We start from the raw sequence: 15439 nt of genomic DNA on the forward strand, positions 1-15439 counted from the left end.
CGTCGAATTTTTAGCCTTCGACGGCCACCGGATACGGAAGCGACGGGACCGAATCGAGGAGCTCGACGGTGTAGCTGTGCTGTGGGTCCTCGAAAATCTGCTCGGCTCTGCCTCGTTCGACGATCGCCCCGTCCTTCATGACCGACACGGTGTCGCTGACATGGCTGATCACACCCAGGTCGTGGGAGATGAAGATCATCGACACACCGGTTCGTGCCCGGAGGTCGAGCAACAGATCGAGTACCTGGGCCTGGATGGACACGTCGAGTGCCGAGACCGGTTCGTCGCAGATCAGGATGTCCGGCTCGGTTGCCAGTGCCCGGGCGATCGCCACGCGCTGACGCTGGCCACCGGACAGCCGGCGCGGTGTGCGAGCGAGGTGATCAGGGTCCAGGCCCACCTGGTGGAGCAGTTCGATCGTCCGAGCCTTGCGCGCGTCGGCATCGAGTGTTCCGGTCTCGACCAGTGCACGATCGATTACGTTGGCGACCGTGAATCTGGGGTCGAACGAGCTCAGTGGATCCTGCCAGATCGGTTGTATCCGCGACCGGTGCGCACGCCTGCCCCGTTCTCCCGGGCCGCTGGGTGAGTTCCAGTTCAGGCTCGGCCCACCGGGTGGGGTCAGACGCACCGTCCCGGTATCCGGTTCGACGAGTCCGAGGGCTATCGACGCGAGAGTGGATTTCCCCGAACCGGATTCGCCGACGAGACCGTGGATCTCAGCCTGACGGAGCGTGAGCGAGACCGAATCGACCGCCCGGTGCCGTGAGCCGTCACGCCGATCGAAGGACTTGCTCACCGCGTCGACGACGAGCACAGGATCGCCTGAGTGGGCGAACGGGACAGCGATCGGTGTCCGGCCCACCAGAGTCGTTCCTCGTGTCGCTCCGCTCGGGGCTGCGCTCAACAGGGCTCGTGTGTACTCGTGCTGCGGATCCCGCAGAATATCCTGGGCTGCACCCTGTTCGACTATCCGACCGTCCTTCATCACTGCTATTCGATCGGCGAGTGCGGCGACGACGGCCAGATCGTGGCTGATGAGCAGCAGACCGGTGCCGTCGTCTCGGAGGTCACCGAGCAGAGCGAGAATGCGTGCTTGAACCGTGACGTCGAGCGCCGTGGTCGGCTCGTCCGCGATCAACAGTGAGGGGCCTGCAGCGAGACCCGATGCGATCAAAGCACGTTGACGAAGGCCGCCGGACAACTCGTGCGAGATCTGCGTGGCTCTGACCTCGGGGTCGTCGATACCGACCGAGCGGAGCAACTCCACGGCAGCACGTGAACGCGCGTGACGCGGGACGGTGTTGTGTATGGCCATGGGCTCGGCGACCTCGCGGCCGATGGTACGCAGCGGATCCAGCGACACCAGAGCGTCCTGCAACACCAGTCCGATCGTCCTGCCGCGCAGTTGCCGGAACTGCTTCTCGCCGAACGACGATGCGTCGACGCCGTCGATGTGGAACCGCGACATGCGGACGTCCGCCCGTCGCCCGGCCAGGCCGATGACGGCACGTGCTGTGACGGACTTGCCCGAACCCGATTCGCCGACGAGGGCGAGGCACTCGCCGGAGGAGACGTGCAGTGACACGTCCTGCACGGCGCGCACCGGCGCCGATCGTCGACCGGCCGCCGGGAAGGACACGGACAGGTTCTCGATGTCCACCAAGCGTTGTCGTACCGGCATGGGTCAGACCTCCGAGTTTCTGCGCTGCAGTGCCCGCCCGAGCACGGTGATGGAGACGACGGTCGCGGCGACGGCCAGGCCGGGAAAGATCGAGATCCACCACGCCAACCTCAGGAACTCGCGGCCCTGGGCAAGCATCACGCCCCATTCGGCGTCCGGAGGCTTCACTCCCAGGCCGAGAAAGCTCAGTGCAGCGACGGAGATTATGGCGGTCCCGACACCCACGGTAGCCACCGCGAGCAGCGGGCGCACCGTGTTGGGGAGGATGTGGAGACGAACTATTCGCAGTCGCGGCGTTCCGAGTGCGATGGCGGACGTCACGTACCCCGCGCCGGCGACGGGGAGCGCCTGCGCACGTACGACCCTGGCGAACCGAGGAACCATTCCGAGAGCGACGGCGATCAGCGTGTTGAGCGGCCCGGGTCCGAGCACGGCGATCACGAGCAACGTCAGCAGCAGGTCGGGAAATGCCATGGCGATGTCGATGCCGCGTAGCAGTGTCGCGCGCACGACACGGGGACCGAGCGCGGCCGCGATGCCGAGTGCAGTGCCGATCACGACCGCGAGAACAGTTGCCCCCACGCCGATCAGCAACGAGAACCGTGCCCCGTGCACGACCCGAGCGAACACGTCGCGACCCAGGTTGTCGGTCCCGAACAGGTGGTCGACACCGGGTTCGGCGAACGGTGAGGCGGGATCGGTGAGGTTCGGATCGGCCGACGCCAGCAGCGTCGGAAAGGCGGCCGCGATCGCTGCGACAACGACGAATACCGCGGCCAGGACGAGGCCGGGGCGGGTGGTCCGCGGAACCGATCGCCGCGCGGTGAGTACATCGGTCACGCGGGAACCTCCTTCGCCGTGCCCGGGCGTCGACGAGAGGTCGTGCGGAGTCGAGGGTCGATGACCACGTACAAGGCGTCGAGCACGGTGTTGACGACGATGAACACCAGCGCGGACAGCAGGACTATGCCGAGTACGACGGGCATGTCCTTGGATCCGATGGCGGCGAGCGTCACGCGGCCGAGTCCTGGCCTGGCGAAGACGGTTTCGGTGAGGACTGCCCCGCCCAGGGTCGCGCCGACGAAGTACGCCGTCAGTGTCGTGGCAGGCAGGAGTGCGTGCCGAAAGGCGTGCACGAGAAGGACGCGTGCCCTCGATGCACCTCGTGCCTGGGCGGTGAGGACGAACGGTTGAGCCAGGGCGTCCTCGACACCGTCTCGAAGGACCTGCGACAGCAGCCCTGCGACAGGAAGTGCAAGAGTGACGACCGGAAGAACAAGGGAAGCATCGGTTTTCGCGGACGACGCAGGGAACCATCCGAGGGTGAACGCGAACACCCACAGCAGCAGGATTCCGATCCAGAAGGTGGGGATCGACACGGACAGCAGCTCGAAACTCGACGCCCAGGACCGTGATCTGGGACGGCCTGCGGTGGTCAGCGCCAGGACGCACGCAATGACGACGGCGAGAACGACAGCCGGAACCGCCAGCGACACCGTCGGCCACAGCTCGGCCCCGATGACGTCGGCAACCGGTCGCTGCAACTGGTAGGACCGGCCGAGATCACCGGTGAAGACTCGCTTCAGATAGCTCAGGTATTGGAGCAGCACTGGCTGATCGAGCCCGTACGAGCTGCGTATCGCATCCCTCTCGGCGGGCTGCACCACGGAGTCGCTACCCAGGATGATGTCCACCGGATCGCCTTTGATTGCGTGCAGAGCCAGGAACGTCGCCGTTCCCGCACCCCACACCACGAGAACCGCGGCGAGCGCCTTACCGCCCACTGCACGGACCAGGCGGTGTGCGGTGGACGGCGGCGCTGTGTCGACCACCGGCGCTGTCTCGACCAACGGCGCTGTGTCGACCGGCCGTGAGGCGTCAGTCTGTGAGGAAGGCATCGTAGAACAGTGGTGATGCGTTGGTGGCGAACTTGATTCCGTGTACGCCGTTGGACGCCCCGAGCCGGTACGCCTGAACGTAGACCGGTACGTAGTACGCCTTGTCGATGACCTCGCGCTGCACGTCGGCGTAGATCTGCTCACGATCCGGTCCGTTGGCCGTAGCCGCGCCCCTGGTCAGGAGTTCGTCGAGTGCGGGATCGGTGTTCCGTGCATAGGCGCCACCGTTCGGCGGGGTGTTGGTGGAGAGAAACACGGTACGAAGAATGTCCGGCTCCGGTCGCACGAAGAAGATGGCCGCAGCCTCGTAGTCACCCTGCGCAGCTCGGTCCGTCCACGTACCGGTGTCGATGGGCTCGACGACGAGGTCGAAGCCCACGTCGCGCTTGATCTGGTCCTGGAACGCTTCGAGCAGAGGCGCGTTCTCGGCGAAGTAGCTGGAGGAGTCGTACGGGAAACGAACGGTGAGGCGCTGACCGTCCTTGGTGCGGTACCCGTCGGCGTCGCGTCCGGTCCACCCCGCCTCGTCCAGAAGCGAATTGGCCTGGTCCGTGTCGAATCCCCACGTCTGCGCGATCGAGGAATCGTAGTACGGCGTCTTCGGGCCGAGAACGTTGTCCGCCCCCGCAAGCTGTCCGAAGAACACCGATTGCACGAGCTCAGGCGAGTTGAGCGCGCTCTGGAAAGCCTTCCGAACTCTGACGTCCGTGAACGGTTCCGCCTGTGTGTTGAGGAAGATGCCGTAGTTGACACCTGGATTCTCGTACTTGATCAGTTGCAGATTCGGATCCTCGTCCACCACGGGCGCATTGGCCGACGGCACCGCCGCGATGGCGTCGACCTCGCCGTTCTCGAGCGACCCGAGGCGGGTGGAGTTCTCCGGCAGAATGCGGAAGTTCAGTCGGTCGAGGTACGCGGCGCCGGTGTGATCGGCGTACCCGGGTCCCCAGTTGTAGTCGTCACGCTTGGAGAGTTCGAAACCGACGCCCTTGGTGTAGCTGTCGAGGACGAAGGGACCGGAGCCGACGACGGTGGTGCACTCGGCATTGTCGGTGCCACGCAGGTGAGTCGGAGATTCGATACCCAGGAACGGTAGCGATGCGCCCTGCAGGAACGACGGATAGGGCGCGGTGAAGTCGACGCGGACCGTGGTCGGATCGACTGTGGTGACCTCACGCAATGGGCCCAGCAACGAGCGTGCGTAGTTGGACTTGGTGGCCGGATCGAATATCCGATCCAGATTGAACTTCACGGCGTCGGCGTCGAGTGGGGTTCCGTCCGAGAACGTGACGCCGTCGCGTAGCGAGAACGTGTAGCTCGTCGCGTCGTCGGACACTTCCCACCTCTCCGCCAGCCACGGCGTGAACTCGTTGTTCTCGGTATGTCCCACAAGCGAATCGAGAACGTTGCGTGACACCAGTGCGGCAACGGAACTGCCGGTCTGCTGTGGATCGACACAATCGAGGTCCGAGTTGAGACCGAAGGTGAAGGTGCCGCCGCTGACGGGCTCGGCGTTCTCGTCGAACGTACTCGTGGTGTCGCTGTCGCCCGCGCAGGCAGACAGCAACAGACCGGCGGCGACGGCGAGAGCTGACGCCGACAGGACATGGTTGCGCCTCATGTCCCCCAGCCTGTATCAGTCGGGCAGGCCGTAAAACCCTTTCGATCAGCGTGATTCGTTGGCGCCGGACGTGAGGAGCTCGACGGCGAGAGCATCGTTGTGGCGGAAGAATCCGGCGTTGGTCCGAGGTCGCGGGAAGGCAGAGGACCAGGTGTGACCCGCGACCCACGGACCGACCGCGAACCGAGCGGGGTGAACGCTGCCGTCGGAGTGCAGGATTCGGGACCGTCCGTCGACGGAGATCTTGGCGGCACTGCGTTCGTTGGCGCGCACCTCCACCATCTGTCCACGTTCGTGCAGGGAGCGAAGCAGTGCGTCCCCGCTGGATCGGATGGACGCGACGGGAAGTCTGGCGTCGACGAGCGTTCGCGCGGTGACGGTGTCGTCGTGTGACGCGCTCCGAGCCGTGAACACGCCGGCGTTGGTATCGGCACTGAACGTGGTGTCGGGGCCGAGGAACCGAACGATCCCGCTCGACGCGAGCGCGCGCAGCTGTTCGAGACGTTGTGGAGGAGGGCCGCTGGCGATGAAACTGAAGAACGAGTGCAGCCACCCTTCGATGTCCTGCGCTACCGACTCGGCAGGAATTCGACCGCGTCTCAGCAATTCTCCCGTGGTCATGTACACCGACAGCAGCGCGTTGAACACCGCTGCGTCGCTACTGTAGTGATGATCGTCGCGTCGGGCCAGGTCCGATTCGATGTATCCGATGATGCGCGCGGTGGCGTCGTCGACGCTGTCGTACGTCTCACCGGTGAGAGGGCGATCGATCAGAGCGAGATCGATACGGTCGTCGTCTTTGGGTACGAACCGCTCGACCAGGGCTGCCGACTCCTTGGAACCCCAGGCGACAGCGTCGAACTCGATCTCGAAATCCTGCCACGTGCCGGTGGTGCGGTCGGCGTGCGAGGCGAACAGCTCGTGATAGTGAGCGCCGGCAAGCTCTTTCGCTGCGGTCGGCCACACGTCGCGCCGGAAGTCGAGAAACCCGTCCCCGGGGAAGCCGTCGGCGGTGAAGTACTTCGGGAGCGGTGGCCGGGCGGCGGCGATGTCGTAGCCGATCTTCGAGTGGTACGGCACGCCGCGGCGCGAGCCTGCATAGATTGTCGGCTCACGGCCCGACGGCCGGTAGGTCAAAGTTCCGTCCGGTAGCCGCGAGAACGTTCCACCGCGGCTTTCGGCGAGCAACACCATCCAGTCGACGAACGCGAGCCCCAGGCCTGCCACCAGGATGGGTTCCGACTCCGGGACGACGTCCGGATCCAGGTCGGCCGTGTACCCGGGCCCGACGTACGTCAGTCCGTGGGTACCGGCGAACGTGTGCAGATACTTCTCGGCGGACGACGGCAGGGCGTCCGGATGGCCCTGGGACAACAGCACGACATCGACCCCGACCACCGAACCGTCGTCGAGAATCAGGCGCTGCCCGGGCTCCTCGTCGACGATGTCGACGATGTCGACGACGGTGTTGCGATGCACCGTGACATCCACGGGAGCGTCCGTCACGGCTCGTGCGAAGACCCACTCGAGGTAGCGGCTCTGCAGTGTCCGCGAAGCGAACGACCTGGGTGTGAAATCGGCAAGCTCGGCGGTGAGCGCCGGGTCGTCGCGGAGGGATTCGAGGTTGCTCTCGACCCATTCGGCGAGAGTCGGACCGGTCGAGACCGGCCCGGCGACCACGGTGGTGTCGTCGGTGAACATCGTGACGTCGGCGGCGACCGAGTTCATCCACAGCAGCGGCGGTTGCGAGCCTCGCCAGATGCGGCCGGCGCCGGCAGGAAACGGATCGAAGACGTCAACGGTGACGCGGCGCTCCGGCGTCGCGTCGAGATGGGCGAGCAGTCGCTCGAGGACACCGGTACCGCGCGGTCCCGCACCGACGATCGCAATACGGTGCGCGGGGGTGGTGCTCATAGTTTTGGTGCCTCCGTCGACCCTGGTAGTACCGCCTGATTGTTGCGGGAGTCGCATTGAAGAGTCAACGCAGAATCACGCTGATTCTATTTCTGTTCAGGGCCGTCGGAGCTCCTTAAACTTGTGTGTTGCTCTGCCGCGTGTGCTGTGTCCACGGCGGCTTTCCTGTTCGTTCTCGTTCGTTGGTGAGGTGCAGATGTCCATGGTGTTTACCCGATGAGCAGACGTCGAACACTCAAGACGGTCACCGGGGTCAGCGGCGGCCTCGACGTGTACGACGCCGCGGTCGACCCGACGCGGTCCACCCTCGCGTCGTCGATCGAGATCGCGAAAATCGCCGAGAACAACAAGATCGACGCGTTGTTCGCCGCGGACCTGTTGAGTTTCGGTGCACAGGGGGCGATCGGGGCCCAGGAGCCACTGATCTACCTTGCGGCGCTGGCGGGTGTGACCACGGACATCGGGTTGATCGCGACCGTGACCACGACGTTCCATCACCCGTACAACCTGGCGCGACTGTTCGGGACGCTGGATCACGTCAGCAACGGACGGGCCGCCTGGAACGCGGTGACGTCCTCGCTGGGGGAGGAGAACTACGGAGATCAGGACCTGCCGAGTCCCGAAGAACGGTACGCACGTGCCACCGAGTCGCTCGAAGTGGTGAACGCACTCTTCGACAGCTGGAAGCCGGGCGCGCTGGTGCCGGGTTCCGACGGCGCGGTGTTGGATGCGTCGTTGGTGCGACCCATCGAGTATCGCGGCACGTACTACACCGTCCAAGGGCCGCTGAACATTCCGTCGCTTCCTCAGGGCAGGCCCGTTCAATTTCAGGCCGGACAGTCTGCCGGAGGAATCGAACTCGGAGCGCGTTTCGCCGAAGTCGTGTTCACGTCGCTGGCGACCCTCGAGGATGCCATCACTTACACCAAGACCATCCGAGCCCGCGCTGCCGAGTTGGGGCGCGGTGACGAACTTCCGTTGATCTTCAGTTCGTTCCACGCAACGTACGGTGCGACGGAAGCCGAGGCCCGACAGCGGGTCGAGGAGTCGATCGGCACTCTGGACTTCGTCGCCGGACGCGCACGGTTGGAGGACATGCTCGGAGGCGGAATCGACCTGTCGGAGCTGTCGTTGGACAAGCCGATCCCGGTGGAGTTGCTGCCCGACCCGAAGACAGTCAACCGCCGTCGTGGACGAGTGGAGATATTCGGCAAGCTCGCCGCGGAGGGAAAGACGCTGCGCGAGTTGATCATCGCCTCGAAGGACACCGGACATTGGGCCGAGTCCGGGACACCCGAGCAGCTGGCCGACGCGATCGCGCAACGGTACGACGCCGGGGTCCTCGACGTGATCAGTCTCGGCGGTCTCGGTGATCCACGCACACGCGATTTCGTCGAGAACGGATTGCTGCCGGAGCTTCGGCGCCGCAGAATCGTCGGAAACGATTATCGCGGAGAAACATTCAGGGAGAATCTCGAACTCCCTCCACTCGCTCGATTCCAGGGGGAAGCATGAAACGGTCGGCTTCGGTTGTGCTCGCGGTGTCGGCGACGACGCTCGTCGCCGCATGCGGCGGATCGGCGGAATCGACGTCGCAGTACGGGGAGCCGCAAGCCGGTGGCACGCTCCGGTACGCGCTTTCGCAGGCCCCGACGTGCTCGGATCCCGCGCAGGGTGGCACCAACCAGACCATCTACGTGTCCCGTCAGGTCGTCGATTCCCTGACCGACCAGGACCCCGAGACCGGTGAGATCACGCCATGGTTGGCCGAGAGTTGGGAAGTCAGCAGTGACGCAACGCAGTTCACCTTCGTTCTGAAGGACGGCGTCACGTTCAGCGACGGAACTCCTGTCGACGCGGAAGCGGTCAAAGCCACCTTCGATTCGGTCGTGAACGTTCTCGGCGCCCCCAAAGCGCAGCTCGGTGCCAGTTACCTCTCCGGTTACGCGGGCACCACCGTCGTGGATCCGTTGACGGCCCGAGTGCAGTTCGACGCCCCGAACGCGCAGTTCCTGCAGGCCACGTCGACACCTCAGCTCGGACTGCTGGCCAAGGCGACCACGGACAAGCCTGCCGAGGAACGGTGCCTCGGCGACAACATCGGCAGTGGCCCGTTCGTCTACGAGTCCTATCAGCAGGACAAGGCGATCACGCTGAAGAAGCGCTCCGGCTACGCCTGGGGTTCGGGCGTGTTCTCCCACGACGGGGAGGCATACCTCGACGCGATCGAGTTCACGATCGTGCCCGAGTCCGGGGTGCGGACCGGCAGCCTGGCTTCGGACCAGCTCGACGCCATCAGCGACGCGCTGCCGCAGGATGCGCCGCAGATCGAGGCGTCGGGTGGCCGTGTGCTCACGACATCCAATCCCGGCACTCCGTTCGGCTTCACACCCAACATCACTCGTCCCGTTCTCGGCGACGTCGAGGTACGCCGTGCGTTGATCCCGGCCCTGAACCGTCAGGAACTGGTGGACACGGTGCTCGGGCCGGACTTCCTGCCTGCCACCGGGACGCTTGCGAGCAAGACCCCGCAGTACGTGAAGCTCGACGACGTCACCTACGACCCTGATCGTTCACGCGACATCCTCGACGCCGCCGGATGGGTCCCGGGCGCCGACGGAATCAGAGAGAAGGACGGCCGACGGCTGTCGTTCTCCGTCACGTTCAGCGCGGTGTTCGCCGGTAACCAGGCCATTCTGGAGCTGGTGCAGCAGCAACTCGCGGACGTGGGCGTCGAGCTCGTCCTCGACCTGGTCTCGACGCCGGAAGCTCTGGCGCGGCAGGCGAGCGGTGACTTCGACTCCACCTACGGAAACAGCACTCGAGCCGACGGCGACATCCTGCGCACCTCGTATGCACTCGACGGTCGCAACAACAACCGTCGCGGCCCCATCCCAGAACTGGACGATGTGCTGGCGCGGCAGTTGAGCACGACCGATCCCGCCGAGCGAAAGGAAATCCTCGCCGACGCGCAGCAACTGGTGTCGAGCAACGGGCTGTTGATCCCGACCATCGAGCTCTCCCAGGCCATCGGTGCAGGGCCACGCGTACATGATCTGGAATTCGAAGCATCCGCCAGATTGCAGTTCTTCGACACCTGGGTCGGATAGTTCCGGCGGGCAGGTTAAGAATCAGGCTGATTCGAAGGGTCCCGCTGCGGTGTCGATGGGTCTAGGTTGCTGTACATGTCATGGCTGAGGCGCTTGTTCGACCTGCGATGGTTCGACAGTCACACCGCATGCGGAGTCGGCTGTGCCCGGGCTGCGGTGGATCTGTCCGTTCACGGCTGAGTCTCGACCAGTCTGATCGGGGCCCTCGTTCTCTGGGGGTTCCACGTTCAGGTCTCGTCCCAGAGTCGGCAGTAGAAGTCGAGTTTCCGGCGGTCCAGTTCGATGCCGTAGCCGTCGAGAACTTCGGACGTGAACCGACGGCCGTAGTTCCACTCCGTGCTCATGATTGCAGGCGCCAGATCAGCCCATCGGTCGGCGACGCCCAGAGAACCCAGGTCGACGTGGGCGAACCAGTTGCCGTCGTTGTCCAGCAGCGTGTTCGGAGCGCACGCGTCGCCGTGACACACCACCGGGTCTATTGGAGGTGCTGTACCGACGGACGGATTCGACCCCAGCTTTTCGGCGGACTCGACTCGGGATTCGATCGACCAGTCGTAGGGGCACGTGGCGCGAGGCACTGCGTCGTGAAACGCGCGTAGACCGATGCCGATGGAGCGGGCAGCGACGGTGGGATTCGCCGTCCAGGCATCGTCGACCGCATTTGTCCCCGGTAGCGCTACGGTTACCAGCCACTGCGCGTCGGAGTCGGAACCGGCGTCGACAACCTCCGGAACCCGAGTGTAGGCCGAAACCCAGCGCAACTTGTCGGCCTCGACAGCAAGGTCGATCTGCACGTCCAGCGGACACCATTTCACGAACACCTGTCCGGCGCGGAAGGTCAGTCCACCCAACTCGTTCAGCCAGACCGGCTCTATCTCGGAGCTGCCTGCGTGGCGCCGCACCACAGGCGGAATCGACACCGAGGAATCCGGACGGGTCACCCCGCCATTCCACCACAGCGCAGTACTCGGCACCGGTCTCTTTCTCGACGACTGTGCTGCGCCTGTCAGAACGGTGCGGGGTCATCGGTGTCCTCTGCGTAGGTCGGCGGAGCAGTGGTGTCGTCGAGATCGGATTCGGGTTTGTCGGTGCGGTGGTGGGGTTGTCGTCGTTTCTTCGGTATGTGGGGTAGGAGTGAGCTCGGGGCCAGGTCGGTTCGGCCGGTGGTGTTTCCGGGGAGGGTGACTGCTGTGGTGCCGGAACTCGACTTCCAGTATTCGACGGCACCGGCGAGCATGGTGGGTCTCCAGGCGCCCATGGTTTTGAGGGAGTGGTGGTACCTGCAGAGGCAGTGGAGGTTGGTGAGGATGGTCCAGCCGCCGCGGGTGGGGTTGTGGTGGTCGAAGGCGATGACGTGGTCGATCTCGCAGCCGGCTGCGGGGACGTCGCATCCGGGGTGGCGGCAGGTGCGGTCGCGGTGTCGGACGAGGTCTGCGAGCGAGGCGCCGGGTCGGTAGGTCAGTGCGCCGGGTGGTGGGGTGGTGAGTCCGCCGTGGCCGTCGGGGTAGAGAGCGACGGCGAGTCCGGGGTTGGTTTCGATGGCGGTTTCGAGTGCATCGATGAGTTGATAGGTACCGCTGTAGTTTTCGGTGGAACGTCCGGTCGCTGTGTTCGGAAGAGTGGGAGGGGTGGGGAGTGTGAGTCCGCTGCGACGTCGTCCGCGGCCGAGTGGGTTGAAACTGATGTGCGTCGGTCGCGGTTGTGCCGGGGCAGTGGTGATGCCTGTGTGGTCGGCGAGGTTGGTGGCGTCGGTGAGGATGACGTTGAAGTGGCTGTTGGCGGCCAGTTCTCGGGCGTATTCGGGGTCGATGATGCCGTGGCCTGCGAGGTAGGCGGGGAGGTCGTGGAGTCCGAGGAGTGTGTCGATGTCGATGGTGATACTGGTCAGTGGGGTACGGCGGTCGGGAAGTTGAGGGTTGGCGGTGCAGGATTTGTCGGCGTCGGGTGTGCAGGTGCAGGTGAGGTGGGTGTCGCGGTGGATGAGTGCGACGAATGCTGCGGCGAGGCGTTGGCTGCGAGTGCGTGGGTCGCGGGGGCAGAGGGTGGCGGCCGTTTCGGCGATCAGTTGCCAGCAATCGGCGGCTTGGGCTGCGGGGAGGTTGGCTTCCAGGGTGGCGATGACGCCTTTGTCTCGGTAGCGCAGTGAGGTGAGTTTGTCGGTGACGTCTTTACGGTTGGTTGCGGCTTCGTCGGGTGCGGTTCGAGTGATGATGGCGTTTATTTCGGTGGCGAGGGGGCCGGGGGAGAGGCGTCGGGCTGCGGTGAGGGTTTCGGTTTCGATGCGGTGGGCGGCGTCTGCGCTGAGGCTGGCGGTGGTGCGGTAGATGGCGCGGATGCGTGCGAAATCGATGTCGCCGTCGGCGAATGCGGCGGCGACGGCGGGTAGGCGCAGACGTAGGTCCATGCCGACTTCGGCAAGGGTGTCTGCGACGGTTTTGGAGCAGCCGAGGGTGGCGGCGGTCTCCGAGGCGGCGTAGTTTCCGGCATCGGTGATGAAGTCGCCGATCTGGACGGTCTGGTTCACGCAGGATTCCCAGATTTGCGCGGCGAGTGCGATTTTGCGGGCGCAGGCTCGGTTTTCCTCGCGTGCTGCGTCGGCGAGTTGGGTCAGTAGTACGGGATCGATGGCGGGTTGTGGTTGTGGTCCTGCGCATCGGGCGAATGTGCTGCGTGGTGCGGTGCGTGGCATATGGTGAACCCCCCGGTTCATGGGAACGTATGTTCGAATATACCGCTCCGCTCGTGATCTGGCAACAGTCTTGTTGTTGCTGTGCAACGGTTTTCGATGGTTGTGTCGCTACCACACGCCACCGACACTGTGGTGATCAGCGCACCATTCGGATAGTGACGTAACCGTCGATCCCAAGGAGGTCCTGGGCTGAACCGTCGGGCTCGAAGCCGTTGCGTCGATAGAACTTCATGGCACGTCGGTTCGTCTGGGCGACCCAGAGTTCGGTCGGTTCGTCGGTCAGGACAGTGTCGAGCAGCAGTTGCCCAACGCCGGTGCCGTGGAACGCTTCCAGAACGTAGAGTGCAAACAGTTTTCGTCGGCCGTCCTCGAGGCCGCAGTGTGCAATCCCGATGATGTTGGAATCCACCACTGCAACAGCAACATTCTGGCCTTGTTGGTTCGGGTCGAGTACTGTCCGCCAGTGCTGAGTTCGCCGTGTGATCGAACCCTCGTCGAGATAGGTGTCCGGAACCGATCCTCCGTAGGTAGTGCGCCAGGCCTCGGTATGCATCCGAGCGATCGCCTCGGCCTCGTCTCGACCCGGCCGTCGTACTACTGGAGTCATGGTGTCACTGTAGATCGCGGTTCGATTGTCAACCGATGATTTCTCGCTGATTCCATCGATTCCGGCTCGGCGGACACGCCGGTAGCCTTCAGCAGTCATACGTTCGCGACTCGACGGGGGAATCACGTTGCCTGGGGTAGTTCGGTCGACGCGTCGTCGTCGAGAGATTCTGTCCGGGTACGCATTTCTTCTACCCAGTCTGATCGGCATCTCGGTCTTTCTTGCGGTGCCCATCGTGACAGTCGTATGGCTGAGCTTTCAGAAGTGGGATCTCATAGGTCCGGCCGAGTTCATCGGATTGGACAACTTCCGAGCTGTGCTGACGGACGGCCGTCTTCTGCATTCACTGATCGTCACGACACTCTTCGTGGCCGCCGCGCTGCCTCTGCAGACCGTGTTGGGTCTCGGACTCGGCATGTTCCTCGAACGGCGCGTACCGGGATCTGCTGTGTTCCGGGTGGTGCTGTTGCTGCCTTGGGTGGCCGCACCTCTCGCGCTCGGCGTTGTGTGGAAGTGGATTTTCGCGCCGACCGACGGATTGCTCAATGTAATTGTCGGACAACGTATCGAATGGCTCGCAACACCCTCGTTGGTTCTTCCGGCGATCGTGGTGGTCAGCGTATGGACCAACATCGGATACGTGTCGCTGTTCTTCGCAGCCGGCCTCCGTGCAATACCCAGTGACGTTGTCGATGCCAGCAGAATCGACGGCGCGGGGCGGTGGCATCGTTTCCGATACATCAGCCTCCCGCTCCTGCGTCCGACGATGTTCTTCGTTCTGGTCACCGGTCTGATCAGTTCCTTTCAGGTATTCGACACCGCGTACGCGCTCGCTCCGAATGGTGGGCCGGAGCGCGCCGGTGACGTGGTGACCGGGCGAATCTATTACGAGGCCTTTCAATCGTTTCAGTTCGGGCGCGCAGCGGTGATGGCGCTCGTACTCTTCGTGATTCTCGTGGTCTTCACCCTCCTCCAGCAGCGGTACTTCAGGTCCCGCACCACCTACGAGGTCGCCTGAATGGTTGCCACTCTCGAGAAGACAGGCGTTGGTGCGGATCAGGAAATCCGTCCGCGCCGACGAACCCTGGTGCTGGACGTCATCACGTACACGGTGCTGGTGGTGTCGTCGCTGCTGGTTCTCGGGCCGTTTCTTCTCAGCACGATGACGTCTCTGAAATCGAGCAAACAGTTCGCAGCGGAACCCGCGACTTCCTTCCCCTCGCCTCTCACCGCGGACTCCTACGTGGGCTTGATCCAGGGGAACTACGGATTCGGTAGATCGATCCTGGTCACGGCCGTCGTGAGCCTGGTGATCGTCGTCGGGCAGACGGTGTTCTCCGTGTTTGCTGCTTACGCCTTCGCACGCCTGGAGTTTCCTGGACGTGACTTCCTCTTCTGGGCCTACTTGTCGACGCTGATGGTTCCGGGCGTTGTGACAATGATTCCGCTGTACCTGCTGCTCAGTGAATCCGGCCTCCGAAATACGTTCTGGGCTCTGGTGCTTCCGTTCGTCTTCGGATCTCCCTACGCGATATTTCTTCTACGGCAGCACTTCCTGAGTCTCCCGACGGATCTGATCAGCGCGGCGCGACTGGATGGCGCCGGACACCTCAGGATTCTGTGGCATGTGGTGGTGCCACTGAGCAAGCCAGTTGTATCGACGCTGGCAGTCATCACCGCGGTGACGCATTGGAACAGCTTTCTGTGGCCGCTGATCATCACCAGTGGAGGTCGGTGGCAGGTCATCACCGTGGCGACGGCCAATCTGCAGACGCAGTTCAACGGTAACTGGACGATCGTCATGGCGGCGACGACGATCGCGATCGTCCCTCTGCTCGCATTGTTCGTCGCGTTTCACAAGACCATCGTGTCCTCCTTGACCATCAAGGGCTTCAACTGAAACAGATTCCTCGACA

Annotated in this window: 12 protein-coding genes; 4 read left to right on the plus strand and 8 right to left on the minus strand. The window is 64.0% G+C overall.

The genetic code is table 11. The features are described 5' to 3' along the window. Positions 1–10 precede the first annotated feature (10 nt). Genes CH292_RS06805 through CH292_RS06825 form a run of 5 tightly spaced genes read right to left on the minus strand, consistent with a single transcriptional unit; the run spans position 11 to position 7117 of the window. Entirely contained in the window at positions 11–1684 is a 1674-nt protein-coding gene (locus CH292_RS06805) for an ABC transporter ATP-binding protein (RefSeq protein WP_256977965.1), read from the minus strand. A gap of 3 nt (positions 1685–1687) precedes the next feature. Then, positions 1688–2524 carry an ABC transporter permease gene (locus CH292_RS06810; protein WP_094654378.1) on the minus strand — a complete coding sequence of 279 codons (837 nt, stop codon included), beginning with the start codon at positions 2522–2524 and terminating at the stop codon, positions 1688–1690. Beyond that, on the minus strand, positions 2521–3582 hold the full coding sequence (locus tag CH292_RS06815) for an ABC transporter permease (RefSeq protein ID WP_256977967.1): 1062 nt from the start codon (positions 3580–3582) through the stop codon (positions 2521–2523). The genes CH292_RS06810 and CH292_RS06815 overlap by 4 nt, the downstream gene beginning before the upstream one ends. Beyond that, the gene (locus tag CH292_RS06820; RefSeq protein ID WP_094654380.1) at positions 3563–5203 is read right to left on the minus strand and encodes an ABC transporter substrate-binding protein; all 1641 of its coding nucleotides are present in this window, start codon (positions 5201–5203) and stop codon (positions 3563–3565) included. Before CH292_RS06820 ends, CH292_RS06815 begins: the two co-directional genes overlap by 20 nt. A gap of 45 nt (positions 5204–5248) precedes the next feature. Then, positions 5249–7117: an FAD/NAD(P)-binding domain-containing protein gene (locus tag CH292_RS06825; RefSeq protein ID WP_094654381.1), complete on the minus strand. Its 1869-nt coding sequence runs from the start codon at positions 7115–7117 to the stop codon at positions 5249–5251. Between the two features lie 216 nt (positions 7118–7333). Here CH292_RS06825 and CH292_RS06830 point away from each other — a divergent pair, with 216 nt between their 5' ends. Both CH292_RS06830 and CH292_RS06835 read left to right on the plus strand, forming a co-directional pair. Then, positions 7334–8632 (plus strand): NtaA/DmoA family FMN-dependent monooxygenase, encoded by a 1299-nt coding sequence (locus CH292_RS06830; RefSeq protein WP_094654383.1) that lies wholly within the window; start codon positions 7334–7336, stop codon positions 8630–8632. Further along, positions 8629–10227, plus strand: a complete 1599-nt coding sequence (locus tag CH292_RS06835) for an ABC transporter substrate-binding protein (protein ID WP_094654385.1) — start codon at positions 8629–8631, stop codon at positions 10225–10227. The genes CH292_RS06830 and CH292_RS06835 overlap by 4 nt, the downstream gene beginning before the upstream one ends. Positions 10228–10454: 227 nt before the next feature. Here CH292_RS06835 and CH292_RS06840 read toward each other — a convergent pair whose 3' ends face one another. From CH292_RS06840 to CH292_RS06850, 3 genes are all read right to left on the minus strand, one after another. Beyond that, complete coding sequence (locus tag CH292_RS06840) at positions 10455–11168, minus strand: aminoglycoside 3'-phosphotransferase (protein WP_094654386.1); 714 nt, start codon at positions 11166–11168, stop codon at positions 10455–10457. A gap of 65 nt (positions 11169–11233) precedes the next feature. Further along, on the minus strand, positions 11234–12937 hold the full coding sequence (locus CH292_RS06845; RefSeq protein WP_306437479.1) for an HNH endonuclease signature motif containing protein: 1704 nt from the start codon (positions 12935–12937) through the stop codon (positions 11234–11236). 115 nt (positions 12938–13052) lie between these two features. Then, the gene (locus tag CH292_RS06850; protein WP_230620905.1) at positions 13053–13523 is read right to left on the minus strand and encodes a GNAT family N-acetyltransferase; all 471 of its coding nucleotides are present in this window, start codon (positions 13521–13523) and stop codon (positions 13053–13055) included. A gap of 127 nt (positions 13524–13650) precedes the next feature. Here CH292_RS06850 and CH292_RS06855 point away from each other — a divergent pair, with 127 nt between their 5' ends. Both CH292_RS06855 and CH292_RS06860 read left to right on the plus strand, forming a co-directional pair. Further along, positions 13651–14541: a carbohydrate ABC transporter permease gene (locus CH292_RS06855; RefSeq protein WP_094654388.1), complete on the plus strand. Its 891-nt coding sequence runs from the start codon at positions 13651–13653 to the stop codon at positions 14539–14541. Then, positions 14542–15423: a carbohydrate ABC transporter permease gene (locus CH292_RS06860; RefSeq protein ID WP_094654389.1), complete on the plus strand. Its 882-nt coding sequence runs from the start codon at positions 14542–14544 to the stop codon at positions 15421–15423. Positions 15424–15439: the final 16 nt, after the last annotated feature.

This window comes from Rhodococcus sp. 14-2470-1a (assembly GCF_002259425.1).
Classification (GTDB): Bacteria; Actinomycetota; Actinomycetes; order Mycobacteriales; family Mycobacteriaceae; genus Rhodococcoides; species Rhodococcoides fascians_E.

Coding starts and splice junctions, on each gene's coding strand:
- CH292_RS06860 (WP_094654389.1), top strand. CDS start 14,542: ATGGTTGCCACTCTCGAGAAGACAGGCGTTGGTGCGGATCAGGAAATC.
- CH292_RS06830 (WP_094654383.1), top strand. CDS start 7,334: ATGAGCAGACGTCGAACACTCAAGACGGTCACCGGGGTCAGCGGCGGC.
- CH292_RS06835 (WP_094654385.1), top strand. CDS start 8,629: ATGAAACGGTCGGCTTCGGTTGTGCTCGCGGTGTCGGCGACGACGCTC.
- CH292_RS06815 (WP_256977967.1), bottom strand. CDS start 3,582: ATGCCTTCCTCACAGACTGACGCCTCACGGCCGGTCGACACAGCGCCG.
- CH292_RS06825 (WP_094654381.1), bottom strand. CDS start 7,117: ATGAGCACCACCCCCGCGCACCGTATTGCGATCGTCGGTGCGGGACCG.
- CH292_RS06850 (WP_230620905.1), bottom strand. CDS start 13,523: ATGACTCCAGTAGTACGACGGCCGGGTCGAGACGAGGCCGAGGCGATC.
- CH292_RS06845 (WP_306437479.1), bottom strand. CDS start 12,937: ATGAACCGGGGGGTTCACCATATGCCACGCACCGCACCACGCAGCACA.
- CH292_RS06805 (WP_256977965.1), bottom strand. CDS start 1,684: ATGCCGGTACGACAACGCTTGGTGGACATCGAGAACCTGTCCGTGTCC.
- CH292_RS06820 (WP_094654380.1), bottom strand. CDS start 5,203: ATGAGGCGCAACCATGTCCTGTCGGCGTCAGCTCTCGCCGTCGCCGCC.